This is a genomic window from Amycolatopsis sp. NPDC051903, assembly GCF_044452505.1.
Classification (GTDB): Bacteria; Actinomycetota; Actinomycetes; order Mycobacteriales; family Pseudonocardiaceae; genus Amycolatopsis.
Genome location: NZ_JBITBT010000009.1, coordinates 188,154 through 214,458 on the forward strand (window position 1 = coordinate 188,154; position 26,305 = coordinate 214,458).

The 26,305-nt window shown below is 71.0% G+C and carries 23 protein-coding genes; 14 read left to right on the forward strand and 9 right to left on the reverse strand.

Annotated features, from left to right (window positions below; all coding sequences use genetic code 11):
• Positions 1–3: 3 nt before the first annotated feature.
• The 4 genes from ACIA77_RS21925 to ACIA77_RS21940 form a co-directional block, all read right to left on the reverse strand.
• Entirely contained in the window at positions 4–885 is an 882-nt protein-coding gene (locus ACIA77_RS21925; RefSeq protein ID WP_395887762.1) for an amino acid ABC transporter permease, read from the reverse strand.
• Positions 882–1,529, reverse strand: coding sequence for an amino acid ABC transporter permease (locus ACIA77_RS21930; protein WP_395887763.1), 648 nt, complete (start codon positions 1,527–1,529; stop codon positions 882–884). Before ACIA77_RS21930 ends, ACIA77_RS21925 begins: the two co-directional genes overlap by 4 nt.
• A gap of 77 nt (positions 1,530–1,606) precedes the next feature.
• Positions 1,607–2,515 carry a glutamate ABC transporter substrate-binding protein gene (locus ACIA77_RS21935; RefSeq protein ID WP_395887764.1) on the reverse strand — a complete coding sequence of 303 codons (909 nt, stop codon included), beginning with the start codon at positions 2,513–2,515 and terminating at the stop codon, positions 1,607–1,609.
• An 82-nt stretch (positions 2,516–2,597) separates the two neighbouring features.
• Entirely contained in the window at positions 2,598–3,326 is a 729-nt protein-coding gene (locus ACIA77_RS21940; RefSeq protein WP_395887837.1) for an amino acid ABC transporter ATP-binding protein, read from the reverse strand.
• Between the two features lie 343 nt (positions 3,327–3,669).
• On the opposite strand from ACIA77_RS21940, the gene ACIA77_RS21945 reads away from it, so the two are divergent.
• Together ACIA77_RS21945 and ACIA77_RS21950 are read left to right on the forward strand one after the other, a co-directional pair.
• Positions 3,670–4,335 carry a response regulator transcription factor gene (locus ACIA77_RS21945; protein ID WP_395887765.1) on the forward strand — a complete coding sequence of 222 codons (666 nt, stop codon included), beginning with the start codon at positions 3,670–3,672 and terminating at the stop codon, positions 4,333–4,335.
• Between the two features lie 3 nt (positions 4,336–4,338).
• Complete coding sequence (locus ACIA77_RS21950) at positions 4,339–5,736, forward strand: sensor histidine kinase (protein WP_395887766.1); 1,398 nt, start codon at positions 4,339–4,341, stop codon at positions 5,734–5,736.
• Here ACIA77_RS21950 and ACIA77_RS21955 read toward each other — a convergent pair.
• Complete coding sequence (locus tag ACIA77_RS21955) at positions 5,733–6,656, reverse strand: TAXI family TRAP transporter solute-binding subunit (RefSeq protein ID WP_395887767.1); 924 nt, start codon at positions 6,654–6,656, stop codon at positions 5,733–5,735. The two genes, ACIA77_RS21950 and ACIA77_RS21955, sit on opposite strands and share 4 nt — an antisense overlap.
• Positions 6,657–6,847: 191 nt before the next feature.
• Here ACIA77_RS21955 and miaB point away from each other — a divergent pair, with 191 nt between their 5' ends.
• From miaB to ACIA77_RS21970, 3 genes are read left to right on the forward strand one after another with little or no spacing between them, the layout of a single operon-like run.
• Positions 6,848–8,335 (forward strand): tRNA (N6-isopentenyl adenosine(37)-C2)-methylthiotransferase MiaB, encoded by a 1,488-nt coding sequence (gene miaB / locus ACIA77_RS21960; RefSeq protein ID WP_395887768.1) that lies wholly within the window; start codon positions 6,848–6,850, stop codon positions 8,333–8,335.
• Positions 8,332–8,808 carry a hypothetical protein gene (locus ACIA77_RS21965; RefSeq protein WP_395887769.1) on the forward strand — a complete coding sequence of 159 codons (477 nt, stop codon included), beginning with the start codon at positions 8,332–8,334 and terminating at the stop codon, positions 8,806–8,808. The genes miaB and ACIA77_RS21965 overlap by 4 nt, the downstream gene beginning before the upstream one ends.
• Positions 8,809–8,844: 36 nt before the next feature.
• The gene (locus ACIA77_RS21970) at positions 8,845–9,027 is read left to right on the forward strand and encodes a hypothetical protein (protein WP_395887770.1); all 183 of its coding nucleotides are present in this window, start codon (positions 8,845–8,847) and stop codon (positions 9,025–9,027) included.
• Positions 9,028–9,282: 255 nt separating this feature from the next.
• Here the strand turns inward: ACIA77_RS21970 and ACIA77_RS21975 are convergent, their stop codons facing one another.
• Entirely contained in the window at positions 9,283–10,596 is a 1,314-nt protein-coding gene (locus tag ACIA77_RS21975; RefSeq protein ID WP_395887771.1) for a DUF349 domain-containing protein, read from the reverse strand.
• 217 nt (positions 10,597–10,813) lie between these two features.
• On the opposite strand from ACIA77_RS21975, the gene miaA reads away from it, so the two are divergent.
• Both miaA and dapF read left to right on the forward strand, forming a co-directional pair.
• On the forward strand, positions 10,814–11,734 hold the full coding sequence (miaA, locus tag ACIA77_RS21980; RefSeq protein WP_395887772.1) for a tRNA (adenosine(37)-N6)-dimethylallyltransferase MiaA: 921 nt from the start codon (positions 10,814–10,816) through the stop codon (positions 11,732–11,734).
• Positions 11,735–11,744: 10 nt separating this feature from the next.
• On the forward strand, positions 11,745–12,572 hold the full coding sequence (dapF, locus tag ACIA77_RS21985) for a diaminopimelate epimerase (RefSeq protein WP_395887773.1): 828 nt from the start codon (positions 11,745–11,747) through the stop codon (positions 12,570–12,572).
• 16 nt (positions 12,573–12,588) lie between these two features.
• Here the strand turns inward: dapF and valS are convergent, their stop codons facing one another.
• Both valS and ACIA77_RS21995 read right to left on the reverse strand, forming a co-directional pair.
• A complete protein-coding gene (gene valS, locus ACIA77_RS21990; protein WP_395887774.1) occupies positions 12,589–15,120 on the reverse strand; it encodes a valine--tRNA ligase in 2,532 nt (843 codons plus the stop codon).
• A 9-nt stretch (positions 15,121–15,129) separates the two neighbouring features.
• On the reverse strand, positions 15,130–16,383 hold the full coding sequence (locus tag ACIA77_RS21995) for an MFS transporter (protein ID WP_395887775.1): 1,254 nt from the start codon (positions 16,381–16,383) through the stop codon (positions 15,130–15,132).
• A 64-nt stretch (positions 16,384–16,447) separates the two neighbouring features.
• Between ACIA77_RS21995 and ACIA77_RS22000 the strand changes: the two genes are divergently transcribed.
• Genes ACIA77_RS22000 through ACIA77_RS22010 form a run of 3 tightly spaced genes read left to right on the forward strand, consistent with a single transcriptional unit; the run spans position 16,448 to position 19,506 of the window.
• Positions 16,448–16,954, forward strand: a complete 507-nt coding sequence (locus ACIA77_RS22000) for an ArsR/SmtB family transcription factor (RefSeq protein ID WP_395887776.1) — start codon at positions 16,448–16,450, stop codon at positions 16,952–16,954.
• A 42-nt stretch (positions 16,955–16,996) separates the two neighbouring features.
• The gene (hflX, locus tag ACIA77_RS22005; RefSeq protein ID WP_395887777.1) at positions 16,997–18,430 is read left to right on the forward strand and encodes a GTPase HflX; all 1,434 of its coding nucleotides are present in this window, start codon (positions 16,997–16,999) and stop codon (positions 18,428–18,430) included.
• A gap of 53 nt (positions 18,431–18,483) precedes the next feature.
• Positions 18,484–19,506, forward strand: a complete 1,023-nt coding sequence (locus ACIA77_RS22010) for a hypothetical protein (RefSeq protein WP_395887778.1) — start codon at positions 18,484–18,486, stop codon at positions 19,504–19,506.
• A 218-nt stretch (positions 19,507–19,724) separates the two neighbouring features.
• On the opposite strand, the gene lexA is transcribed toward ACIA77_RS22010, so the two are convergent.
• Positions 19,725–20,441: a transcriptional repressor LexA gene (gene lexA / locus ACIA77_RS22015; RefSeq protein WP_395887779.1), complete on the reverse strand. Its 717-nt coding sequence runs from the start codon at positions 20,439–20,441 to the stop codon at positions 19,725–19,727.
• A 327-nt stretch (positions 20,442–20,768) separates the two neighbouring features.
• Between lexA and ACIA77_RS22020 the strand changes: the two genes are divergently transcribed.
• The 4 genes from ACIA77_RS22020 to ACIA77_RS22035 all read left to right on the forward strand — a co-directional run bounded on the left by ACIA77_RS22020 (position 20,769) and on the right by ACIA77_RS22035 (position 26,231).
• Positions 20,769–21,281, forward strand: coding sequence for a LysM peptidoglycan-binding domain-containing protein (locus ACIA77_RS22020; RefSeq protein ID WP_395887780.1), 513 nt, complete (start codon positions 20,769–20,771; stop codon positions 21,279–21,281).
• A gap of 308 nt (positions 21,282–21,589) precedes the next feature.
• Positions 21,590–22,081: a transcriptional regulator NrdR gene (gene nrdR / locus ACIA77_RS22025; protein WP_204090417.1), complete on the forward strand. Its 492-nt coding sequence runs from the start codon at positions 21,590–21,592 to the stop codon at positions 22,079–22,081.
• Positions 22,082–22,120: 39 nt separating this feature from the next.
• Positions 22,121–24,940 carry a vitamin B12-dependent ribonucleotide reductase gene (locus tag ACIA77_RS22030; RefSeq protein ID WP_395887781.1) on the forward strand — a complete coding sequence of 940 codons (2,820 nt, stop codon included), beginning with the start codon at positions 22,121–22,123 and terminating at the stop codon, positions 24,938–24,940.
• Positions 24,941–25,169: 229 nt separating this feature from the next.
• Positions 25,170–26,231 (forward strand): hypothetical protein, encoded by a 1,062-nt coding sequence (locus tag ACIA77_RS22035; protein ID WP_395887782.1) that lies wholly within the window; start codon positions 25,170–25,172, stop codon positions 26,229–26,231.
• The last annotated feature ends 74 nt before the right edge of the window (positions 26,232–26,305 follow it).

Genomic DNA, 26,305 nt, shown 5'->3' on the forward strand with positions numbered 1-26,305 from the left:
CGGTCAGAGCGGTGTGCCCTGACCCATCGCGGAGCCCAGTGCGACCTGCTCCGCCTTGTTGTCGATCGTCTCGATGTGCTTCTTGCTCCGCCGGTTGCGGCGCTCGACCCAGGTCGCGAGCGCGGTGAGCAGCAGGCACAGCACGATGTAGATCGCGGCCGCCACGATCGTCGACGGGACGATCGGCCGGCCGAACGCGCCCTGCGAGCCGATGTAGCGCGCGTAGTAGAGCAGTTCGGGGTACGTGACCAGGAAGCCGAGCGCGGTGTCCTTGAGCAGCACCACCAGCTGGCTGATGATCGTCGGCAGCATCGCCCGGATGGCCTGCGGCAACAGCACCGAGAACATCACCTGCGTCTTGCGCATGCCGAGCGCGTACGCGGCTTCCGACTGGCCCTTCGGCAGCGAGTTGATACCCGCGCGGAAGACCTCCGCGAGCACGGAACCGTTGTACAGCGTCAAACCCAGTACCACGGCGAACAGCGGCGAGGTGTCCACGCCCACGGTCGGGAGGCCGTAGTAGAAGAGGAACATAAGGATCAGCAGCGGGATAGCGCGGAAGAACTCGACGACGAACGTGGAGATCCCGCGCAGCCACTTGTGCTCCGACAGCCGGCCGGCGGCGAAGACCGCGCCGAAGACCAGCGCGCACACGGCGCCGAGCGCGAAGGCCTCGAGCGTGGCGAGCACGGCGCTGGCGAGGTCCGACTGCACCTGCGCGTACTGCAGCCATTCCCACTTGCGCGGGGCGAACTGGCCGCTGGCCGCGAAGCTGTAGACGACGAAAGCGATCAGCGCGACGACGACGAGGATGCCGAGCACGGCGTAGAGCCGGTGCCGGGCCCGCGATTTCGGCCCCGGCGTGTCGAACAGGACGGTGCTCATCGGGCCACGCTCCAGCGCTTCTCCAGGCTGCGCTGCACGAGCGACAGCACGGCGACCAGGATGATGAACCCGAGCGCCACCCACAGGAGGGCGACCAGCTGGCTGTCGCCGCGCTCGGAGATGTACTGGCGGATCGCGCCGGCCTCCGCGACGGAGAACCCGCTGGCGATGGTGGTGTTCTTCAGCAGCGCGATGAGCGTGCTGATCAGTGGCGGGACCACGGACCGCAGCGCCTGCGGCAGCACCACCTGGCCGAGGATCTGGCCGAACGTGAGGCCGAGCGCGCGGGCCGCCTCGGCCTGGCCGACCGGCACGGTGTTGATGCCCGAGCGCACGACCTCGCAGATGAACGCCGACGTGTACACCGTCAGCGCCAGGACCGCGTACGTGAGGTAGTCGAGCGAGAGGATGTCGAGCAGTGGGTACGCGAACACGAAGAACGCGAACACCAGCGTCAGCGGTGTGTTGCGCACGATGGTGACGTAGGTCGTGCCGATCGCGCGCAGCACCGGCACCGGGCTCACGCGCAGCATCGCCAGGATCGTGCCGAACACGAGGCTGCCGGCGCCGGCGATGAGGAACAGTTCGATCGTGCGCAGGAAGAACGGACCGAACAGGTCCAGATTGTCGAGCAGGACGTCCATGGAGCCTTCCCCGCGTCCGTAGGTTCACGTGGCACGGCCGGTGAACGGAGTACCCGTCCACCGGCCGTGGAGGTGCGTCAGTAGGGCTGGATGGTCGGCTTCGTCGCGGTGGCGTTCGACTTGCCGAGGGTGGCGTCGTAGATCTTCTGCCACGTGCCGTCGTCGAGGCTCTTCTGCAGCAGGTCGTTCATCTTCGTCCGCAGCACCTTGTCGTCCTTGTTCAGGCCGATGCCGTAGGGCTCCTGAGAGAACGGCTTGCCGACGACCTTGAGCGAGGTCGGGTCCTGGGCGGCGAAGCCCTTGAGGATCGCGTCGTCGGTCGTGACGGCGTCGACCTCCTTGGTGCCCAGCTTTTCCACGCACTGCGAGTACTTCTGGAACTCGACGATGTTGGCGGGCTCGGTCAGGTTCTGCTCGCGCACGCGCTGGATCGGCGTCGACCCGGTCACCGAGCAGACCTTCTTGCCCTTCAGGGTCTCCGGGCCGGTGATCGAGGTGTCGTCCGCGCGCACCAGCAGGTCCTGGCCGGCCTGGAAGTACGGCCCGGCGAAGGAAACCTGCTGCTTGCGCTTGTCGGTGATCGTGTACGTGCCGACGTAGTAGTCGACCTGGCCGTTGGAGATGGCCTGCTCACGCGCGGCCGAGTCGACCGTGACGAACTTGATCTTGTCCGGCGCGACACCGATCCCGGCGGCGATCATCCGGGCGATCTCGATGTCGAAGCCCTCGAACTTGCCGGTCGTCGGGTCCTTCTGGCCGAGGCCCGGCTGGTCGTCCTTGACCCCGACGGTGACCGTGCCCGCGGACTTGATCTTGGCGAAGGTCGCCGAGCCGGGCAGGTCGACGTTCTGCGCGACCGTGTACGTCGGCAGCGCGGCGGTGTTCGTGCCTTCGCCGCCCGGGGGCGCGGGCGTGCCTTCCTTGCCGCAGGCCGTGAGCAGCAGCCCGCCGGCGAGCAGGCCCGCTGCGAGGGTGCGGATCCTCATTGCTTTGTCTCCTGTATCTGTCGTCGGTACGGCTGGTCCGAAGCCGCCGGGTACGGCAGGTGCCGGGAAAAACTCGGTGTCGTCAGTGGGTGAGGATCTTGCCCAGGAAGTCCTTCGCCCGGTCGCTCTTCGGCTGGGTGAAGAACTGTTCGGGCGTGGTGTCCTCGACGATTTCTCCGTCGGACATGAAGATCACCCGATCGGCTGCCCGTCGGGCGAAGCCCATTTCGTGGGTGACGACGAGCATGGTCATGCCGTCCTTGGCCAGGCCGGTCATCACGTCGAGCACCTCCTGGACCATCTCCGGGTCCAGCGCCGAGGTCGGCTCGTCGAACAGCATGACCTTCGGGCGCATCGCGAGCGCCCGGGCGATCGCCACGCGCTGCTGCTGGCCGCCCGAGAGCTGGGCCGGGTACTTGTCCGCCTGGTTCGCGATGCCGACGCGGTCGAGCAGTTCCATCGCCGTCTTGCGCGCGTCGGCGGAGGAGAGCTTGCGGACCTTGACCGGCGCGAGCATCACGTTCTCGACGATCGTCTTGTGCGCGAACAGGTTGAACGACTGGAAGACCATCCCGACGTCGGCGCGCAGCGCGGCGAGCGCCTTGCCCTCGGCCGGCAGGGGCACCCCGTCGACGGCGATCTCCCCGGCGTTGATCGGCTCCAGCCGGTTGATCGCGCGGCACAGCGTCGACTTGCCCGAACCGGACGGCCCGAGCACCACCACGACCTGGCCGCGTGGCACCTCGATGGTGATGTCCTTCAGCACGTGCAAATCGCCGAAGTACTTGTCCACGGCGTTCGCCTTGATCATCGGCGCCGCCACCTCCGCGGTCATCTGGCCTCCAGAGCTCCTTCACCACCGGCACCTGCGGGACCGGGTCCCGCGTCGATGGCGGAAACCTACTCGCATCGAACCCTTTGTAAAGGCGGCTTGAGCAATACTTAGGGTTTCAAGTACATATCGACTTCCGAGGCCGTCCTCGCTGGTCGGCGGCCATCGGCGCAGCTCAGCCTAGTCAAAGGCGCACTTCGCAAGCGCGTTCAGTGACCCGCGAGGGTGACTGTGGGTGATGCCTCCTGCCGTTTCGTGGTCGCGGACGAGTGCCCCCTAGAGTTCCTCGCTACCGTGGGCTGGATCACCGGGGAGGCGAGCGGTGCGGGTGCTGCTGGTTGAGGACGACGACCGGGTCGCGGGCGCCCTCGTGCCCGCGCTGACGAGGCGCGGGCTGGAGATGCAGCGGCTGGCGTCGGGCGCCGGCGTGCTCGACCGCGTGCACGACGTGGACGTCGTGCTGCTCGACCTCGGGCTGCCCGACGTCGACGGCGTGGTGCTGTGCCGCCGCATCCGCGCGGTCAGCGACGTCGCCGTGATCGTGGTGTCGGCGCGCGGCGAGGTGGACGACCGGGTGCAGGGCCTGCGCGCGGGCGCCGACGACTACCTCGTGAAGCCCTACGACGTGGAGGAGCTGCTGGCCCGCGTCGAGGCCGTGCGCCGCCGCCGGGGCGAACGCGCCGACGCACCCGCGCCCGTGATCGAGGTCGGGGACGTGAAGATCGACCTGGCGCGTCACGAGGTGCTCGTGGACGGGCAGTCGATCGCCTTGTCCCGCAAGGAGTTCCAGGTGCTGGCGCTCGTCGCGGGTGCGCGTGGCTCCGTGTGCTCGCGCGAACACGTGCTCACGGAGGTGTGGGGCCACCGCGGCGCGGCCGAGAGCCGCTCGCTCGACGTGCACGTGGCGACGCTGCGCACGAAGCTCGGGCGCCCCGCACTGATCGAGACCGTCCGCGGTGTCGGCTACCGCCTCGGCGGACGGGGCTGAGCGGTGCGCGTCCGCCTCCAGGGGATCGTGGTCACGCTCGTCGCGCTGCTCGTGTTCGGCCTCGGTATCCCGCTGGCGCTGACGATGGCGAACAGCCTCGAGCAGAACCTGTTCCTCGACCGGCTGACCGACACCGCGCGGTTCGCCTCGCTCGCGCAGCGGCCGCTGGTGGACAACCGGCCCGCGCTGCTGGAGCCGGAGCTGCGCCGCTACACCGACGTGTACGGCGTGAAGGTCGTCGTGGTGAACCAGGACGGCGTGGCGGTGCTCAGCTCGCTGGGCGGCACCGATGCCGCGCGGATCGACCGCTCGGCCATCGACGTGCCCGTGAACGAGGCGCTCGCCGGCCGGCCCCCGGCGCCCGGGCCGCTGCTGACGCCGTGGACGACCGCGCCGCTCGTGCTCGCCGAGCCGATCCTCATCGACGGCGAGGTGCGCGGCGCCGTCGTCACCGAGTCCGCGACCGACCACGTGCGCACGGTGCTGCTGTGGCAGTGGCTGGTGCTGGCCGCCGGCGCCGTGATCGCGTTCGGGCTCGCGCTGCTCGTCGCGATCCCGGTGGTGCGCTGGACGCTGCGGCCCGTGCGCCGCCTTGACGAGGCGACGGGCTCGCTGGTCGCGGCCGTGGTCAGCGGGCGCGAGGTGGTGCCGGTGGGGGAGAGCGGCGGGCCGCCGGAGCTGCGGCAGCTGGGCCGCTCGTTCGACCGGATGGCGGCGAGCGTGTCGGAGGCACTGGCGGCGCAGCGCGCGTTCGTCGCCGACGCGTCGCACCAGCTGCGCAACCCCCTGACCGCGCTGAAGCTGCGGCTGGGCAACCTCGAGGGCCACGTGGACGACGACACCGCGGCCGCCGACCTCGACGCCGCGCGCGTGGACGCGGGCCGGCTCAACCAGATCCTCGACGAGCTGCTGTCGATGGCTCGCGCGGAGGCGGCGGGCGGTGAGCTCGTGGCCGAGAACCTCGGTGAGGTGGTGGCCGACCGCGTCGCCGACTGGTCCGTGGTGGGCGCGGCCCGCGACGTCGCGCTGGAGACCGACGCCGACGTCGACGGCGCGCGCGTCCTGCTCCCGCCGCGCGGGCTCGAGGTGATCCTCGACGCGCTGATTGACAACGCGCTCAAGTTCACCGGCCAGGGGACGTCGGTGCACGTCTCGGCCGTCCGCGACGGTGAGGTGGTGAAGCTGGCCGTTCGCGACCACGGCCCCGGCCTGCGGGAGGACGAGCTGGAGCGGGCCGTCGACCGGTTCTGGCGCAGCACGGCGCACCAGAACGTGCCCGGGTCCGGGCTGGGCCTCGCGATCGTGCGGGAGATCGTCCGCCACTCCGGCGGTGACCTGCGGCTTTCGCTGCCCGAAGGCGGCGGGCTCCGGATCGAGATGGACCTGCAGGTGGCGCCTTAGACCTTCTGCTCGCGGTAGTACGCCATCGCGCCCGGGTGCAGTGGCAGGGGCTCCGTCTCGATGCCGGGGTGCACGTCGATGGACAGCGCCGCCCGGTTGGCCTCCGCGAGGGCGGGGCGCGCGTCGTAGAGACCGCGGGTGAGGGCTTCCGCGACCTCGTTGCTCATCGTCGTCGGGACGACCAGGAAGTTGGGCACCACGAGCGTCGTGACCGGGCCGGCCTGGTTGTAGGTGCTGCCCGGGATCGTCGCGGTGCCGTAGACGGGGCTGTAGGCCTGCATGCCCTGCATGAGGCTCGCCATGTCGAGCAGCCGCAGGCCGACCTTCTGCGTGTACCGGGTGATGAGCGGCGTCGGCAGGCCGCCGGACCAGAACAGGGCGTCGATGCGGTGGTCCTCGAGCGCCTTGAGGGAGTCTTCGAGGCCCAGCTGCTGCGGATCGGCGTTGTCGAGCCCGGCGACGTGCAGCACGCGCTCGGCGATGTACTCCACGCCCGACTCCGGCGACCCGACCGCGATGCGGCGCCCGGCCAGCATCGCCACCGAGGTGTAGGGCGAGTCGGCGCGCACGACGATGTGCAGGTAGTCGTCGTGGATGCGCGCCAGCGCGGCCAGCTTGCCCGGGTACTTCGCCGCGGACTCGGCGGCCAGGTCGGCGGCGACGAACGCGACGTCGGCGCCACCGGTCAGCACGCGGTTGAGGTTGTCGCGCGAGCCCTGCGTGGCCAGGACCTGCGGCCGGTCGACCTCCAGGTCCCCGGCCCACGCGCCGGACAGCGCCTGGGCGAGGTCGTTGTACACGCCGCCGACCGCGCCCGAGGCGATGCGCAGGTGCAGGCCCTCGAAGCTCGGCCCGCACGCCGCGGTCAGCGCCGTCACGAGCACCGCCGCCACCGCCGCGACCGTCCGCCTCCACCGCATGGGGCGATCGTGCCAGACGGCGCGCGGCCGCGGGCGGCGGCGAGCTCCGCAAGCGGTCAAGGGACCCGGCGGCGGTGAAAACCGCGTTGTCAGACATCGCGCGGTGATCGGGTCGAAAGGGGGCCGTGACCGGGGAACAACCAGGTGGGCGGCGGCTTCGGCGAGGTCGGCGGGGGTTACCCTGACTGACGATGACCGAGAACCTCAAGACCTTCCAGATCCGCACCTTCGGCTGCCAGATGAACGTGCACGACTCGGAACGGCTCGCCGGTCAGCTCGAGGAGGCCGGGTACGTCCCCGCGAGCGCGGAGGCGAAGCCGGACCTGGTCGTGTTCAACACCTGCGCGGTGCGGGAGAACGCGGACAACAAGCTGTACGGCACGCTGGGTCACCTGCGGCCGGACAAGATCGCCAACCCGGACATGCAGATCGCGGTGGGCGGGTGCCTGGCGCAGAAGGACCGCGGGGAGATCGTCAAGCGCGCCCCGTGGGTCGACGTCGTGTTCGGGACGCACAACATCGGCGCGCTGCCGACGCTGCTGGAGCGCGCGCGGCACAACGCCGAGGCCGAGGTCGAGATCCTCGAGTCGCTCGAGACGTTCCCGTCGACGCTGCCCGCGCGCCGCGAGTCGTCGTACGCGAGCTGGGTGTCGGTTTCGGTCGGGTGCAACAACACCTGCACCTTCTGCATCGTCCCGTCGTTGCGCGGCAAGGAACGCGACCGCCGCCCGGGCGAGATCCTCGCCGAGGTCGAGGCGCTCGCGGCCGAGGGTGTGCTCGAGGTGACGCTGCTGGGGCAGAACGTGAACTCCTACGGCGTCGAGTTCGGCGACCGGCTCGCGTTCGGCAAGCTGCTGCGCGCCGCCGGTGGCATCAGCGGTCTGGAACGCGTGCGGTTCACGTCGCCGCACCCCGCGGCGTTCACGTCGGACGTGATCGACGCGATGGCCGAGACGCCGAACGTGTGCCACCAGCTGCACATGCCGCTGCAGTCGGGTTCGGACCGCGTGCTGCGCGAGATGCGCCGGTCCTACCGCTCCGCGCGGTTCCTGAAGATCCTCGACGAGGTGCGCGCGGCGATGCCCGACGCGGCGATCACCACGGACATCATCGTCGGCTTCCCCGGCGAGACCGAGGAAGACTTCCAGGCGACGCTCGACGTGGTGCGCGAGGCGCGGTTCTCCAGCGCGTTCACGTTCCAGTACTCGAAGCGCCCCGGCACGCCGGCCGCGACGATGGCGGACCAGCTGCCGAAGGAGGTCGTGCAGGAGCGCTACGACCGGCTCGTCGAGCTGCAGAACGAGATCTCCTGGGCGGAGAACAAGAAACTCCTCGGCACGAAGGTCGAGCTGCTCGTGGCGACGGGCGAGGGCCGCAAGGACGCGGAGACGCACCGGATGAGCGGCCGCGCCCGCGACGGGCGCCTCGTGCACTTCACCCCCACCGGGCCCGCGGTGGCGGGTTCCGTGCGCGCGGGCGACGTGGTGGAGACCGTGATCACCTACGGCGCCCCGCACCACCTGGTCGCCGACGGCGACCTCCTGACGCACCGCCGCACGCGGGCGGGCGACAACGCCGAAGCGGGTCTTCGGCCCAAGACGAGCGGGGTCACGCTGGGGCTGCCGGGCTTCGGAGTCCCGGCGGCGCAGCCGGCCCCGGTGAGTGGGTGTGCGCTGTGAGCGAGCCAGGAACGCCGGCCGAGGTCGACGAAGAGCTGACGTCCGAAATCGACGACGCGGGTCACCGCGCGGCCCGGACGGTGGAGCTCGGCCGCCGTGGTTTCTACATCGCCGTGTTCATCGTCGTACTGCTGGTCGCGCAGGCCCTGCCGTGGGTCGGCGACCACGCGGGCTACCAGGTCCTGCAGGGCCAGGGCGGCGGCATCCCCCAGCTGTTCGCCGCGACGTCCACCGGCATCGGCGTCCTGGCCGGCGCGGTGGCTCTCGTGACGCGCCGCTGGTGGATCGCGTGGTGCTGCGCCGCCGGCGGCTGGTTCGCCTCGGTCGACGGCCTGCTCGCCGTGTGGTCCCAGCAGTCCGCCCACGCTTCCGGCGCCGCCGGCGGCGGCCCGGGCATCGGCCTGATCATCGCCTGGGTGGCCACGATCGTCCTGGCGACGATGTGGATGAGGACGGCTTTCTCGCGGTCTTGAGGACGGGCCGCACTTCGTTCGGCAGTTCCCGCCCGGGTGACGGCGGTCCGGCGCCGCGGCTGCGAGTTCCGCACGCTCACAGGGCTGCTCGCCGGTGCCAGGGAAGGCCGCGGCGACGCGCTGGTCCTGCGCGGCGAGCCGGGGATCGGCGAAACGGCGCTGATCTCCGCCGCCCTCGCGCGGCCGGACGTGTTCGGTGATGAGGGTGGTCGGGGTTGAGTGGTCGCGGGATTCCGTCTCGCGGGCTTCCGCCGGTGGTGTCGAGTGCCGGAGGCACGAGGGGCCTTTTGGCACCGCGGGCCGTCACCGAAGTTTCAAGCCCCGGCGATCACCGGCGATCATTCGCGGGCGTGAGCACCCCCGCCGAAGCTTGAGCGCCCACGGCTACCGCCGACCAACCCGGCGATTGAAAAAGGGCCGCTTCCCGGCTCACCCGGGAGCGGCCCTTCCTCAGCAGAAACCTCAGCAGAAACCTCAGCGGTCAGCCACAGCGGCCTCGGCGGCTTCCATCCACTCGCGCCACTGCGCGGCCTGCTCGTCGGCCTTCTTGGCGCGGCGTTCGTCGCCCGCGGCGCGGGCCTTGGCGGCCTGGGCTTCGAACTGTTCGACGCGCTCGCGGAACTGCGCGGCGCGCGCCTGGGCCTCCGGGTCGGTGCGGCGCCAGCGGCTGTCTTCGGCCGACTTGACCGCGTCCTGGACCGCTTTGAGCCTGCCGTCGAGTTCGCGGATGCGCTCGCGCGGGACCTTGCCGATCTCGTCCCACTGCTCCTGGATGCGCCGCAGGGCCGACTTGGCCGCGTCGAGGTTCGCGGCGACGTCGATCTTCTCGGCCTCGACCAGCAGCTCTTCCTTGCGGACGGCGTTGCCGGCGAACTCGGCGTCGCGCTCGGTGAAGACGGCGGAGCGGCGGGCGAAGAACTGGTCCTGGGCGGCGCGGAAGCGCTGCCACAGTGCTTCGTCGCTGTCCTTGGGCGCGCGGCCCGCGGCGCGCCACTCGGCCATGAGCTCCTTGTACCGGCCCGCGGTCGCGCCCCAGTCCTCCGAATCGGCGAGCGATTCGGCCTCGGCGATGAGCTCTTCCTTGCGGTGCTTGGCGCCCGCGCGCTGCTTGTCGAGCTCCGCGAAGTGCGAGCCGCGGCGGCGGTTGAAGGCCTCGCGGGCCTTGGAGAACCGCTTCCAGAGCTCGTCGTCCGTCTTGCGGTCGACGCCCTTGACCGTCTTCCACTCGTCGAGGATCGCGCGCAGCCGGTCGCCCGCGGCCTTCCACTGGGTGGAGTCGGCGGCGATCTTCTCCGCCTCCTCGGCCAGCGCCTGCTTGCGTGAAACGGCGGCGGCCCGGGCCTCCTCGCGCTCGTGCTTCGCATTGGCCAGCGCCTTCTCCGCGACACTGATCACGTACTCGACGCGCGCGGCCAGCGCCTTGAGGTCACCGACCACCGCCGACTCGGCCAGCCCGTCGCGGATCTGCGTGGCGCTCGAAAGCGCGTGCTTCGGATCGCCGGCGCCGGAGTGCAGCCGGGTCTCGAGCAGCTCGACCTCCGTGCGGACGTCGTCGAAGCGGCGGGCGTAGTGCACCAGCCCCTCTTCGGGGGTGCCCGCCTGCCAGACCCCGACCGAGCGTTCACCTTCGGCGGTGAAAACGAAGACAGTGCCCTCCGCGTCGACCCGGCCCCAGGTGGACGGGGTGGGCTCGGCGGGCGGAACCGGAGGTGCGGTCTGGGCACTGCCGGGCGCGTGCGGCACGGGGTGGGGTGTCGGGGTGCCGCTGGACGTGTTCTCCTGGGCCATCGCAGGCTCCTTATCGCCTGTACGCCCGCTGGTGCGGGCGCCCCGCGTGCTGCGGGGCCGGGTTACGCGGTTCTGCTCCGGGGCCACGGTGCCCCAGCGGCATTCAAGCAGCTCAGCGCCTGCTGTGGTACCGATGCGCCACCTGAAGCCAGTGATCCTACTTCTCCTTGACGCTCCGTGTCGGCAGGTCCTACCCGTCCAGGTACCCTCGGCCAGCGTGATCAGCCCTGCTCAGCCGCCTCGTCCGGTCGCCGTCGTCGGTCCCACGGCCACCGGGAAGACGGCGCTGGCCGTCGAGCTGGCCCTCGCCCTCGGCGGCGACGTCGTGAACGCCGACGCCCTGCAGCTCTACCGCGGCATGGACATCGGCACGGCCAAGGCCACCGAAGCCGAGCGGCGCGGGGTGCCCCACCACCTGCTCGACGTCCTCGACGTCACCGAGACCGCTTCCGTCGCCGCCTACCAGCGCGACGCCCGCCGCGAGATCGAGGAAGTCCTCGCCGCCGGGCGCGTCCCGGTGCTCGCCGGCGGCTCCGGCCTGTACGTGCAGGCCGTGCTCGACGACCTCAGGTTCCCCGGCACCGACCCCGCCGTGCGGGCCCGCCTCGACGCGGAAGCCACCGAGCTCGGCACCGCGGCGCTCTACGCGCGGCTGGGCGAGCGCGACCCGGCCGCGGCCGCGGCGATCCTGCCCACGAACACCCGGCGCATCGTGCGCGCGCTGGAGGTCATCGAGCTCACCGGAGAGCCCTTCTCCGCGAACCTCCCCAAGCCGGGCCCGGCCCGCTACGGCACGGTGCTGATCGGCGTCGACCGCGAGGCCGCCGAGCTCGACGAGCGCGTCGACCTGCGCGTGGAGCACATGTTCGATGCCGGCCTGGTCGACGAGGTGCGCACGCTCGTCACCCGGGGCCTGCGCGAAGGCAAGACGGCTTCCCGCGCGCTCGGCTACCAGCAGGTGCTCGCCGAACTCGACGGGGGCGGCGACTTCGCGGCCGCCGCCGCGGCGACGAAGCAGGCCACCCGCCGCTTCGTCCGCCGGCAGCGCTCCTGGTTCCGCCGCGACAAGCGGATCCGGTGGTTCGACGGCGCTTCCCCCGACCTGGCCGCGCGCGTGCTCGAGGCGCTGGGCCAGTAATCTTGAACCCATGGGCGGCATCGAATTCCTGAAGGGGCACGGCACGCAGAACGACTTCGTGCTGTTGCCCGACGCGTCCGGCCGCCTCGACCTCACGCCGGAGCGCGTGGCGGCGCTGTGCGACCGCCGGCGCGGGCTGGGCGCCGACGGCGTGCTGCGCGTGGTCCGCGCCGGTGCGCTGGGTGAGGCGTCCGAGGGCGAGTGGTTCATGGACTACCGCAACGCCGACGGTTCCGTCGCCGAGATGTGCGGCAACGGCGTGCGCGTGTTCGCCCGGTACCTCGTCGACGCGGGTCTGGCGGGCGACGGCCACTTCACGGTCGGCACGCGCGCGGGCGACCGCCCCGTGGTCGTGCACCCCGACCGTTCCGTTTCCGTCCACATGGGACCGGCCACGATCACCGGCACCTCGGTCACCGTGGTGGCGGGGCAGCCGTTCTCGGGCGTGGCCGTGGACGTCGGCAACCCGCACCTCGTCTCCGTGCTCGACGACGACGTGGCGGACCTCGACCTGCGCGAGCAGCCCGACTTCGACCACGACTTCTTCCCGAACGGTGTGAACCTCGAGTTCGTGAACCTGCTCGGCGAGAGCGCGCTGCGCATGCGCGTCCACGAGCGGGGCGTGGGGGAGACCCGGTCGTGCGGCACCGGCACGGTCGCCGCCGTCGCCGCGGCCTTCCACCTCGCGGGCACCGACACGGGTTCGTCCACCGTCGACATCCCGGGCGGGCGCGTGACCGTGACGGTCGAGCGAGGTGCCTCCACGCTCACGGGCCCGGCGGAGATCGTCGCGCGCGGTGAGCTGGACGAAGGCTGGTGGGCCGCCGCCGGAGAGTGAGCGGCGGCCCGGCGCCTCAGCCCACCGTCACCTCGACGGCCAGCTCGCCGTCACCCGGCCTCGTGGTCACGGCGGAGATCACACCCGCCGCGCGCACGTCGTCGGACACCGCGGCGAAGCCGGTGAGCACGTCGTCCGGCGCGCTGACCGTCACGGCCTCCACGGCCGAGCGCATCGACACCTTCGCGTCCGTCTTGGCCCGCCGCACGGCCGCGATCACCGAACCGGCCAGCGGCAGCAGCCCGGTGTCGCCGTCGACGATCGGCGCTTCGGGCCACGGCGCGCGGTGCACCGAACCCTCCTGCCACCACGACCACACCTCTTCGGCGGTGTAGGGCAGCACGGGGGCGAACAGCTGCACCAGCGTCGACAGCGCCGTGGTCAGCGCCGCCCGCGCCGACTCCGCGGCCGCCTCGCCGCGATCGCCGTACGCGCGCGCCTTGACCAGCTCGACGTAGTCGTCGCAGAACGTCCAGAAGAACGTCTCCGTCACCTGCAGCGCCCGCGCCTGGTCGAGGCTCTCGAACGCCGCCGTCGCCTCGCGGACCACGGCGCCGAGCGCGGCGAGCACCGACCGGTCCAGCGGTTCGGTGACCTCGGCGCCGGGCCCGGGCAGGCCGAGCCCGAGCACGAAGCGGCTCACGTTCAGCAGCTTCGTCGCGAGCCGCCGCCCGACCTTCATCTGGCCCTGGTCCTCGGCCGTGTCGACGCCAGGGCGCGCGCTCGCGGCCCAGTACCGGATCGCGTCGGGGCCGAACTGGTCCAGCAGCGCGGCGGGCGTGACGACGTTGTCCTTGGACTTCGACATCTTCTTGCGGTCCGGGTCGAGCACCCAGCCGGAGATCACGGCGGCGCGCCACGGCAGCACGTGCTCTTCGAGCTCCGAGCGCACGGCCGTCGAGAACAGCCAGGTGCGGATGATCTCGTGGGCCTGCGGCCGCAGCGAGTACGGGTACACGAGGCGGAACAGGTCGTCGTCGAGGCTCCAGCGCCCGCCGATCTGCGGCGTGAGCGACGAGGTCGCCCACGTGTCCATCACGTCCACCTCGCCCGCGAACCCGCCCGGTTTCCCGCGCTGGTCCTCGGTGTAGCCCGGGGGCACGTCGGTGGTCGGGTCCACGGGCAGGCTCGCGTCTTCGGGCACGAGCACGGCGTCGTGGTCCGGCTCGCCGTGCCCGTCGAGCGGGTACCAGACGGGGATCGGCACGCCGAAGAACCGCTGGCGGCTCACGAGCCAGTCGCTCGTGAGGCCCTCGGTCCAGGCGCGGTAGCGGACCTCCATGTGCGGCGGCACCCAGTTCAGCTCTTCGCCGCGCGCCAGGAGCTTCGCGCGCAGGGCCTCGTCGCGGCCGCCGTTGGCGAGGTACCACTGGCGGCTCGTGACGATCTCGAGCGGCCGGTCGCCCTTCTCGTAGAACTTCACCGCGTGCGTGATCGCCCGCGGTTCCCCGCGCAGCGACCCCTCGGCCCGCAGCGCCTCGACGACGAGCTGGCGTCCCGTGTGGACGGTTTTGCCGGCCAGCGGCGCGTAGGCCTCGGCGGGCACCCCGCGCGGCGGCTCGGGCAGGAACCGCCCGTCGCGGCCGAGCACCGGCCGCGTTTCCAGGCGCAGCGCGCGCCACCACGTGACGTCGGTGGTGTCGCCGAAGGTGCAGACCATCGCGATGCCCGTGCCCTTCTCGGGGTCGGCGAGGTGGTGCGCGTGCACCGGCACCTCGACGCCGAACACCGGCGTGCGCACGGTTTTCCCGACCAGGTCGCGGTAGCGCTCGTCGTCGGGGTGCGTCACGAGCGCGACGCACGCGGGCAGCAGCTCCGGCCGCGTCGTCGAGATCAGCACCTCCGCGTCGCCGGCCGCGCGGAACACGAGGTCGTGGTAGGCGCCGGGCCGTTCGCGGTCCTCCAGCTCGGCCTGCGCGACGGCGGTGCGGAACGTGGTGTCCCACAAGGTCGGAGCTTCGGACTGGTACGCCTCACCGCGCGCGAGGTTGCGCAGGAACGCGCGCTGCGAGATCTCCGTGGTCGAGGGGTCGATGGTCTGGTACGCGAGCGTCCAGTCCACCGACAGCCCGACGCGCCGCCAGACGTCCTCGAAGACCTTCTCGTCTTCCTCGGACAGCGTGCGGCACAGCTCGACGAAGTTGCGCCGCGACACCGGGAGCACGTCCTTGCCCGGCTTCGCCGGTGGCGTGAACGACGGGTCGTAGGGCAGGGACGGTTCGCAGCGCACGCCGTAGTGGTTCTGCACGCGGCGCTCGGTAGGCAGGCCGTTGTCGTCCCAGCCGATCGGGTAGAACACCTCCCGCCCGCGCATGCGCTGGTAGCGCGCGAGGACGTCGGTGTGCGTGTAGGAGAACACGTGGCCGATGTGCAGCGAACCGCTCGCCGTCAGGGGCGGGGTGTCGATCGAATAGACGTCGGTGCGCGGCTTTTCGCGGTCGAAGCGGTAGGTACCGGCGCGCTCCCACACCGCTACCCACTTGCCCTCCAGTCCGTCGACACCGACCTTCTCGGGGACACGGGGGCTGGGCTGCGGAGTGGCGTTCATGGGCCAACTCTAGGCGGGAGCCGCCACCGGTTTCCCGGGCACCGGGAGGTCGCGCATGCGCCGCAGCGGGGAGCAGACGACCCACAGCGTCGCGGCGAGCTGGCCCACCACCGCCGTCCACAGGGCGCCGGTGAGCCCGAACCACTCGCCGAGCGCGCCGCCCAGCAGGCCGCCGAGCGGCATCGTGCCCCACACGATGAACCGCACGCTCGCGTTCATCCGGCCCAGCAGGCCGTCGGGGGTGATCGCCTGCCGGTAGGACACCTGCGCGATGTTGTAGAGGATCACGCCGAACCCGGCCAGCGCCAGGCCGAAACCGGCGAGCGGCAGCCGCCAGCCGGGGCCCGCGAACGGCACGAGCAGGTTGCCGGGCCACACCAGCAGCGGCAGGAGCCAGATCGAGCGCGCCTGCCCGACGCGGCGGATGATCGCGCCGGCGAACAGCGCGCCGAGGATCCCGCCGATCCCGCCGACGGCCAGCAGCCCGCCGACCGCCGCCGGAGGCAGGCCGGCCGTGCGCGTCAGGAACAGCACTTGCACGGCCTGCGCGGCGGCGCCGAAGAGGTTGGCCGTGGCGGTGCAGGCGACGATCGCGCGCAACGGCTTGTCGGTGAACACGAACCGCAGGCCTTCGAGCATCTGCGGCAGCAGCCGCTCGTGCCCGGTCCGCTCGGGCAGCCGTTCGACGGTGCGGATCCGCCACAGGCACAGCGCCGAGACGAGGTAGCCGCACCCGGTGACCAGGACCGTGCTCGCGGCGCCGACGAACTGGACCAGGACACCGGCCGCGCTCGGCCCGGCGATCTGGGCCGAGGACTGCACCCCCTGCAGCTTGGCGTTGCCCTCGAGCAGCCGTTCGCGGCCGACGAGCGCCGGCAGGTAGGCCTGGTAGGAGACGTCGAAGAACACCGTGCCGATACCGGTGAGCAGCACGACCGCGATCAGCTGCGGCATCGTCAGGACCCCCGTCCACCACGAGACGGGGATGCTCAGGATCAGCACGGCCCGCGTGAGGTCGGCGGCGAGCATCACGGGCCGCTTGCGCAGCCGGTCCACCCACACGCCTGCCGGCAGGCCGATGAGCAGGAAGCCGAGCGTCTCGGCCGTGGTCAGCAGGCCCATCTCGAACGGCGTCGCCGCCAGCGTGACCGCCGCGAGCAGCGGGATCGCCGTGTTGCCCACGAACGTGCCGAACTGGCTGGCGGTGTCGCCCGACCAGAGCCGCCGGAAGTCGGCGTGGAAAAAGAGGGAGTCCCGGTTCACCCGAAAGAGTGTCGGGTAAGTGATTGGAAAGTGTCAATCACTTATCGCTGCCTAGGCTGTGCGCGTGCCGACCCCACGACGACCGGCGACGGAGGCCGAGGCCGCCGCGCTCGCGTCCGGAATACGCCTGCGGATCATCCGGTTGACCTCCTTCGAGGCCATGACCAACAAGGAGCTGGCCGAGCGGCTCGGCCGCGATCCGGCGACCACGCTCCACCACGTGCGGCGCCTGGTCGAGACCGGTTTCCTCGTCCCGGACGAACCCCGCCGGGGTGCTCGCGGCGCCAAGGAGATCCCGTACCGCTCCACCGGCCTGTCCTGGACGCTGGAGAACGACGACACGCAGGCCGTGCCCGTCGGCCAGGCGATGCTCGAGGCGTACCTCGCCGAGATGGGTGAGGCCGACCCGGCCGAGGTCGACACCTCCCGGCTCGTTTTCCAGGTCGAACCCGCCGAGGTCGCCGAGTTCAAGAGCCGCGTGGCGGAGCTGCTCGACGAGTTCGCTTCGCGGCCGCGCTCACCCGGCGCGGAGCGCACGGCCATCTACGTATCGATCTACCCCAGCCGCTAATCACTCGGTTCCCGCGCCGAATCGTGGGAGCATGGAGGCACGATGACAGAACTGACACACGAAGACCTGTACGACGACGACCCGTCGACCGGTGAGCTGGAGCTCGAGGACCGCGCCTCGCTCCGCCGCGTCGCGGGGCTGTCGACCGAACTCACGGACGTCACCGAGGTCGAATACCGCCGGCTGCGGCTGGAGCGCGTCGTGCTGGTCGGCGTGTGGACCGAAGGCACCGCTGAGCAGTCGGACGCCTCCCTCGCCGAGCTGGCGAGGCTGGCCGAGACCGCCGGTTCCGAGGTGCTCGAGGGCCTCGTCCAGCGGCGCGCCAAGCCCGACCCGGCCACGTACGTCGGCTCCGGCAAGGTGCGGGAGCTGCGCGACGTGGTCGTGGCGACCGGCGCCGACACGGTGATCTGCGACGGCGAGCTCTCGCCCGGCCAGCTGCGGCAGCTGGAGGAGAAGGTCAAGGTCAAGGTGATCGACCGGACCGCCCTGATCCTCGACATCTTCGCCCAGCACGCCCGCTCCAAGGAGGGCAAGGCGCAGGTCGAGCTGGCCCAGCTGCAGTACCTGATCCCGCGGCTGCGGGGCTGGGGTGCGTCGTTGTCCCGGCAGGCCGGTGGCCGCGCCGGTGGCGCCAACGGCGGTGTGGGCCTGCGCGGTCCCGGTGAGACCAAGTTGGAAACGGACCGGCGGCGGATCAACAAGCGCGTGGCGAAGCTGCGCCGCGAGATCGCGTCGATGGACACGATCCGCGAGACCAAGCGCGGCCGGCGCGTGGCCAACGAGGTGCCCAGCGTGGCGATCGTCGGCTACACCAACGCCGGCAAGTCGAGCCTGCTCAACGCGCTGACCGGCGCGGGGGTGCTGGTGGAGGACGCGCTGTTCGCCACCCTGGACCCGACCACGCGGCGGGCGCAGACGGCCGACGGGCGCACGTTCACCCTCACCGACACCGTCGGGTTCGTGCGGCACCTGCCGCACCAGCTGGTGGACGCGTTCCGCTCGACGCTGGAGGAGGCGGCCGACGCCGACCTGCTGCTGCACGTCGTCGACGGCTCCGACCCGGCGCCCGAGGAGCAGGTGAACGCGGTGCGCGAGGTGCTCGCGGAGATCACCCGCACCCGCAAGGAACCGCTGCCGCCGGAGCTGCTGGTGATCAACAAGGCCGACGCCGCGGACCAGGTCACGCTGGCCCGGCTGCGCCACCAGCTGTCCGGGTCCGTGCAGGTGTCCGCCCGGACCGGCGCGGGCATCCCGGAGCTGGCCGACGCGCTGGCCGAGCGGCTGCCGCGTCCGCAGGTCGTGGTCGAGGCGCTGGTCCCGTACTCGCGGGGCGAGCTCGTGGCCCGCGCCCACGCGGACGGCGAGGTGCTGGAGGAGGAGCACATCGCCGACGGCACGCGCCTGCTCGTGCGGGTCCACCCGGACCTCGCGGCGGCTCTGCGCCGGTACGAAACCAACTCCTCGCGGCTCTGAACGTCTTCCGTAGTGCGCGGCCGGTTCCGGCCGGGCACTACGGAGGTGAGCTGGTGCGGGTCGTCCTCGCTGTGGCGGCGGTTTTGCTGGTGATGGGTGCGGCGCCCGCCGCGGCGGCGCCACCACCCGCGCCGGAGACGCTGTGCAAGGTCACGGACTCGCGGCTCGGGGAGCTGTCCGGCCTCGCTTCCGATGGCGAGCACTGGTACGCGATCAACGACGGCGGCACGAAGGTGCAGGTCTTCGTGCTGAACCACTCGTGCGCCGTGCAGAAGGTGCTGTCGGCGAGCACCGACCCGTACGACGTCGAAGACGTCGCCCGCGCCGCCGACGGCACCCTGTGGCTCTCGGACACGGGCGACAACAGCCACAAGCGCTCGACCGTGGCGCTGATGGAGCTGAAGCCGTCCGGCGGCAGCGTGACACTGCACCGCCTGACCTATCCCGACGGTCCGCACGACACCGAAGCGCTGCTGCTGGACCGCTCGGGCACGCCGTACCTCGTGACGAAGGAAGTCTTCGGCGATTCCGCGGTCTACCGTCCGACCGGTCCGCTGGCGACCCCCGGCCCGACCAAGCTGGAGAAGGTCGGCTCGCTGACCATCCACGACACCGGCACCCCGGGCGGCCCGGTGGGCGCGTTCGGCTCAGTGCTGGTCACCGGAGGCGCCACCAGCGCCGACGGGACCGTGGTGGCCCTGCGGACGTACACCGACGCCTACCTCTACCCCGCCCCGGACGGCGACGTGCTCGCGGCGCTCAAACGCAATCCCGTCCGCGTGCCCCTGCCGAACGAGAAGCAGGGCGAGGCCCTCGCCTTCGAACCGGACGGGACGCTCCTGTCCGGTAGCGAGGGCGTCGGCCAGCCGCTGCGCGCGGTCAAGAACGCGACGTCCCTCGTCCCGGCCGCACCCCAGCGGGAAGCCGCGAAGCCCTCCGCCGCTTCGGGTGCCGGGGGCAGCGGTTCGGACGACTCGCCCGGCGTGCCGTGGTTGCCGGCGGCCGGGATCGCGGTCGCCGTGGTGCTGGGTGGCTGGTTCGTGGTCAGCCGGCTGCGGCGCCGCCCTCGGCGCTGATACCGCCCGCGGACGCACTCGCCGGCCGGGTCGCTCGACCTCCGCCCCCGCGGGGAGGCAACCGCGGGGGAGCGGCCGGGAGTGCGGTCCACACCGTTCATCGCACGGTTCATCGCACGGTGGCGTCCACAGTGCTGCCGGCACCGTCCACATCGGACCGCGGCGGCGACGGAGGCCGGGCATCCTCGTCGCCGTACCGCGGCCGCGGGAGGCGGAACCTAGAGCCGCCGCAGGACGGCGACGACCTTGCCCAGGATCGTGGCGTCGTCGCCGGGGATGGGGTCGTAGGCCTCGTTGTGCGGCATCAGCCAGATGTGGCCGTCCTTGCGCTTGAACGTCTTCACCGTCGCCTCGCCGTCGATCATGGCGGCGACGATCTCGCCGTTGTCGGCCGTCGGCTGCTGGCGGACGACGACCCAGTCGCCGTTGGTGATGGCGGCGTCGACCATCGAGTCACCCGTGACGCTCAGCAGGAACAGCTCACCCTCGCCGACGATCTCGCGTGGCAGCGGGAACACGTCCTCGATGGCCTGCTCCGCGAGCACCGGGCCACCGGCGGCGATCCGGCCGACCAGCGGCACGTACGCCGCCTTCGGCACGGACGGCTGCTGGTCCATGTCGATGCCCATGGGGTTGTCGTCGGTGGACGCGAGCACGCCCACCGCGCGCGGCCGGTTCGCGTCGCGGCGCAGGTAGCCCTTGCGCTGCAGCGCGCGCAGCTGGTGCGACACCGACGAGGTCGACGTGAGTCCCACGGCCTCGCCGATCTCGCGAACGCTCGGCGGATAGCCGAAGCGGCTCACCCACGTGCGGATCACGTCCAGCACCTGCTGCTGTCGCACGGTCAGCGTCTCGTCCACGTCGTAGACCTCCGGTAAGGGCGTCACCTTGCCCGCGTCACCGAGTGTGGTGCCCGCCTTGCTCTCCTTCGTCATCGTGTCTTTTCGCACCGGGTCCTTGCCCACCAGTGTCGCCTCCCAGACGTCCCGCGCGTTTCCGCGTCCGCCGGCCGGCTCCCGCGGCCGCGGGAGCCCTCGCCGGCGACATCTGCCCGGCAGATGTCCTGGTCACCGACGTTAGCCCACCGAGCGTGACTATTTCAAACATCTGTTCGATCGACACGCCGTGTCCTCTCGATTTTGTCGGTGCGGGGTGGTAGACCTTCGCACGGACGTTCGATAGAACGCCTGTTCGACCTGAGGGCATCGCCGCCGGTGAGGGGCTCGGGACGAACCGATCAGCAGGTCAGAAGGAGGTTCGCCATGTCGATCCTGGCAGACCGCGGGATCGTCCGCCCGCTCCGGCCCGTCCGGCAGGGCGCGGTTCCCGCCCGGGTTCCGGCGGGATCGCCGAGTCCGGTCCGGCGCCCCTCGGGCACGCGTGAGCGCCGCGGGGAGCCGCTTCGTCCGCCGACGCGCGCCCGCGTGGTCGCGGGGCACCGGTCGGCTGGGTCCGCGTGCGCGGAGCCGCGCCGGCCCGCCGTGCGCTGGCCGTGGCTCGTCGCGATCGCCGTCGGTGCCTGCCTGGTCGTCACCGTGCTGGGTGTTTTCGGGTCCGGCACGCCGGGTGGCTCGGTGCCCGAGCGCACGGCTGCGGTGTCCGTCCGGCAGGGCGACACGCTGTCCGACCTCGCGGCCCGGTTCGCGCCCGACTCCGACCGGTCGGCCGTCGTCGAGCGGATCAAGGAGCTCAACCATCTGGACGACGGTGTTCTCGTGCCCGGCCTGCCGCTCACGGTGCCGGTCGCGGCGGAGGTGGCGGGCCCGGGCCGGTGACGGTCGGGATCCGACCGGTCGCACCCCGAATCGGTGCCTTCTTCACCCGCTTGTGTCGCTTGCGTAGGCCGTCCGGGCGATCTATCGTCAACCCCTACATCTAGTAGTTACACCGCTGTAGTTGGTCCACAGGTAGGGGTACACTCGACACCAGTTGTCCACAGCTGGTCGGTGTTGATCCACCGGTTTTCCACAAGTCGATCACCAGGCACGGGGTCGTGCGGGGTGATCGTGGCCCGGGTCGTAGCGTGGCGGCCGGGGCCGGCGTGGACGGAAGCGGCCGGCGTTGAGGGGAAGGTGATCGGCGGATGAGGTGCCCGTTCTGCCGGCATGCGGACTCTCGGGTCGTCGACTCCCGAGAGGTGGATGAAGGACAGGCGATCCGGCGGCGGCGCTCGTGCGCCCAGTGCGGCCGGCGCTTCACCACGTCGGAGACGATGGTGCTCGCCGTCGTCAAGCGGTCCGGCGTCACCGAGCAGTTCAGCCGGGACAAGGTCGTCAACGGCGTGCGGCGGGCCTGCCAGGGCCGCCCGGTCGACGACGACGCGCTGCAGAAGCTCGCGCAGCGCGTGGAGGAGTCCATCCGCTCCGCCGGGCTGGCGGAGATCCCGAGCCACGAGGTCGGCCTGGCCATCCTCGGCCCGCTGCGGGAGCTCGACGAGGTCGCGTACCTCCGCTTCGCCAGCGTCTACCGCTCGTTCTCCTCGGTCGAGGACTTCGAGAAGGAGATCTCGGACCTGCGGAAAGCCATGGCGGGTACTGCTGCTGAAGAACGAGGCGAGCGCGCCGAAGACGACTGAGTGTCGCCTGCGCCGCGCGGGAGCGAGGGACGAGACCCGATGACCGAAACCGTGGGAACCGGCGCGGCGGCCGCCGGCCGGAGCAAGAAGAAGACCGCCGGCGGACTGACCGTCAAGCGGGTGTTCACCACCGACGGTGTGCACCCCTACGACGAAGTGTCCTGGGAGCAGCGCGATGTCGTGATGACCAACTGGCGCGACGGCAGCGTCAACTTCGAGCAGCGGGGCGTCGAATTCCCCGAGTTCTGGTCGGTCAACGCCACGAACATCGTCACGAGCAAGTACTTCCGCGGCGCCGTCGGCACCCCGCAGCGCGAGAGCAGCCTCAAGCAGCTCATCGACCGCGTGGTGAAGACGTACGTGAAGGCCGCCGCGGACCACGGTTACTTCGCCGGCTCCGCCGACCTCGAGATCTTCGAGCACGAACTCACCTGGATGCTGCTGCACCAGGTCTTCAGCTTCAACTCGCCCGTGTGGTTCAACGTCGGCACCGCCTCGAAGCAGCAGGTCTCCGCATGCTTCATCCTCGCCGTCGACGACACGATGGAGTCGATCCTCAACTGGTACCGCGAAGAGGGCCTGATCTTCAAGGGCGGCTCCGGCGCGGGCCTGAACCTCTCCCGCATCCGCTCCTCGAAGGAGCTGCTCACTTCCGGCGGCACCGCGTCCGGTCCGGTCTCGTTCATGCGCGGCGCCGACGCGTCCGCGGGCACCATCAAGTCCGGCGGCGCCACCCGGCGCGCGGCGAAGATGGTCGTGCTCGACGTCGACCACCCCGACATCGAGGAGTTCATCCAGACCAAGGCGCGCGAAGAGGCGAAGATCAAGGTCCTCCGCGACGCCGGGTTCGACATGGACCTCTCCGGCGCGGACATCTCCTCGGTGCAGTACCAGAACGCGAACAACTCGGTCCGCGTGTCCGACGAGTTCATGCAGTCCGTGGAGAACGGTACCGACTTCGGCCTGCGCGCCCGCCTCACCGGCGAGGTCATCGAGCGCACCGACGCGAAGAAGCTCTTCCGCAGCATGGCGCAGGCCGCGTGGGAGTGCGCCGACCCGGGCGTGCAGTACGACGGCACGATCAACGACTGGCACACCTGCCCCGAGTCGGGCCGGATCACCGCGTCGAACCCGTGCAGCGAGTACATGCACCTCGACAACTCGAGCTGCAACCTCGCGTCGCTGAACCTGCTGAAGTTCGTGTCGGCCGAAGGCACGTTCGACGCGCAGCTGTTCGCGAAGGCCGTCGAGTTCGTCATCACCGCGATGGACATCTCGATCTGCTTCGCCGACTTCCCGACCGAGCCGATCGCCGACACCACGCGCAAGTTCCGCCAGCTGGGCATCGGCTACGCCAACCTCGGCGCGCTGCTGATGGCGCTGGGCCACGCGTACGACTCCGAGGGTGGCCGCGCGCTCGCCGGCGCCATCACGTCGCTGATGACCGGTGTGTCGTACCGGCGTTCGGCCGAGCTGGCCAAGGTCGTCGGCCCGTACGAGGGCTACGCGCGCAACGCCGAGGCGCACCAGCGCGTGATGCGCAAGCACGCCGCGGCCAACGAGCTGGTCCGCACGTACCACTCCAACGACGCGGCCGTCCGCGCGCTGGCCACCGAGGAGTGGCAGCGCGGCATCGAGCTGGGCACGCGCCACGGCTGGCGCAACGCGCAGGCCTCGGTGCTCGCGCCCACCGGCACCATCGGCTTCATGATGGACTGCGACACCACGGGCATCGAGCCGGACTTCTCGCTGGTGAAGTTCAAGAAGCTCGTCGGCGGCGGGTCCATGCAGATCGTGAACCAGACGGTGCCGCGCGCGCTGAAGGTGCTGGGCTACCAGGACGAGCAGGTCGAGGCGATCGTCGAGTACGTCGCGCAGCACGGCCACGTCGTCGACGCGCCGGGCCTGCGTCCCGAGCACTACGAGGTGTTCGACTGCGCGGTCGGTGACCGCTCCATCGCGCCGATGGGCCACGTGCGGATGATGGCCGCGGTGCAGCCGTTCATCTCGGGCGCGATCTCGAAGACGGTCAACATGCCGGAGTCGGCGACGGTCGAGGACGTCGAGGAGATCTACTTCCAGGGCTGGAAGCTGGGCCTCAAGGCGCTCGCGATCTACCGCGACAACTGCAAGGTCGGCCAGCCGCTGTCCACCGGCAAGAAGAAGGAAGCCGAAGCGGAGCCGGAAAAGGTCGTGGAGTACCGCCCGGTGCGCCGCCGCCTGCCGAAGAAGCGCCCGAGCCAGACGGTGTCCTTCACCGTCGGCGGCGCCGAAGGCTACCTCCACGCCGGCTCGTACCCGGACGACGGCCTCGGCGAGATCTTCGTGAAGCTCGGCAAGCAGGGCTCGACGCTGGCGGGCGTGATGGACGCCTTCTCGATGTCGATCTCCGTCGGCCTGCAGCACGGCATCCCGCTGGAGTTCTACGTCTCGAAGTTCTCCAACCTGCGCTTCGAGCCGGCCGGCATGACGGACGACCCGGACATCCGCATCGCCACGAGCGTGATGGACTACCTGTTCCGCCGCCTCGCCCTTGACTACCTGCCCTACGAAAAGCGCTCCCAGCTCGGCATCTTCACGGCCGACGAGCGCTCGGCCGAGGTCGAGCAGAACTACGGCGGCCAGAACGTGGACCTCGAAGCGCTGCGCACCAGCGTCGACTCGTCCCCGGCCCAGGCCAAGTCGGACACCGCGGCCGAACCGGCCACCCGCGACGCCCAGAGCACGGCCGAACTGATGGAACTCCACCTCGGCAAAGCGGCCGACGCACCCCTCTGCATGACCTGCGGCACCAAGATGCGCCCCGCCGGCTCGTGCTACGCCTGCGAAGGCTGCGGCGCGACGTCGGGCTGTAGCTGATCCACCTCCGCCGCGAGGCGGTGAACGTCGCGGTCAGGGTGGCGAGATCCCGGTCTCGCCACCCTGACCACCGTCAAGTCGGCATCGCGACCGGAAAATCGCTCGTGCCGGTGGTGTCCCGGTGGAATGCTGGACGCATGATCGAGAGAATCGAGCCCTCCGCACGCCGGTGAGCGTCCGGCCCGAGCCGGCGCCGCTCGGATCCCCTCAGACCTTGTACGACCACGCTGTGTACTTGCACGCGTTGTCACCCGATTCACCGTTGCCCCGCGACGGCGAGCCCTACCCCGACGATCGCCGTCATCGCGGCCGAAACCGCCCGCGGCCGCCCGAGGACCTGAGTCTGCTCGGGGTCGAACCGGCGGGAATCCTCGCGGAACACTTCGCAAACCCGGCCTCGTTGCCGCACGAGCTCGCGGACACTTTCGACGGCAAGTACGTTCCCAGTTACCCCAACCCGCACATTTCCGCCGTGGTCGCTCGAACCGACCCGGCGCGAGCTCGGGCCACAGGGCGCTGGCTTGTCCTGAACGGCACCGATCGCTTCGCGATGCTCATCGGGCTCGCCGCCCTCGTCGTAGTGGGAACACCTGAGGACATACCCCTCCTCCGAACGATTGGGCTGCTGTCCGACAAGTTCGCGCACCTCGCGGCGCGTGCGTTGGAAAGACTGGCGGGCGGCACGGCCGCACTGTGCTGGCTGGCCGATCGGGTGGACGGATGGGGCCGGGTCTACGTGGTCGAGGCGCTGGTGCGGCTCGACGACCCGGCTGGGAAGCCGTGGCTGCTGAGGCGGGCCGTCAACGGTGACTTCCTCAACGGCTACTTCGCCGGCCGGCTCGCGGTGGACACCGCGCTGCACGAGGCGATCGCGGATCCCACTGCCGACGATGAGCTCGTCGACCACACTGGCCGGCTTTTGGTCGTGCTGACGTACTGCGACGGAATGGGCATCTCGCTCCACGACTACGCCCACGCGGTGGGTGTCCTCGACGTCCACGCTCGGCGCTGGGGCGGACAACAGCCCACCGCGAGGCGGTTCGCGACAGCGGCTGTGATCGCCGACTATCTTCGTGGTGCCGCTCGACTCGGTTGGCCGCAGGCGCAACGCGACCGGCTGCGTGACGCGTACCGGTCGGTGCTCGACCGCGAGGACTGGTGCGCCGTCATCCGTCGTGCCGTCAGCGATGGTGATGAGCACCTGGAGCGGGACTACCTGCGCTGGCTCGCCACCGAGGTCGGTCCGCGGCTGGGGTTGCGAGCGTTCTTCCGGCATCCCGGCGACGACTAGCGCCCCCGGCTTTTCCGCACAAGATCTCCACGAATCCTCCCTCGCGTGAGCACATCGGTGCGCCAGCATCGGGC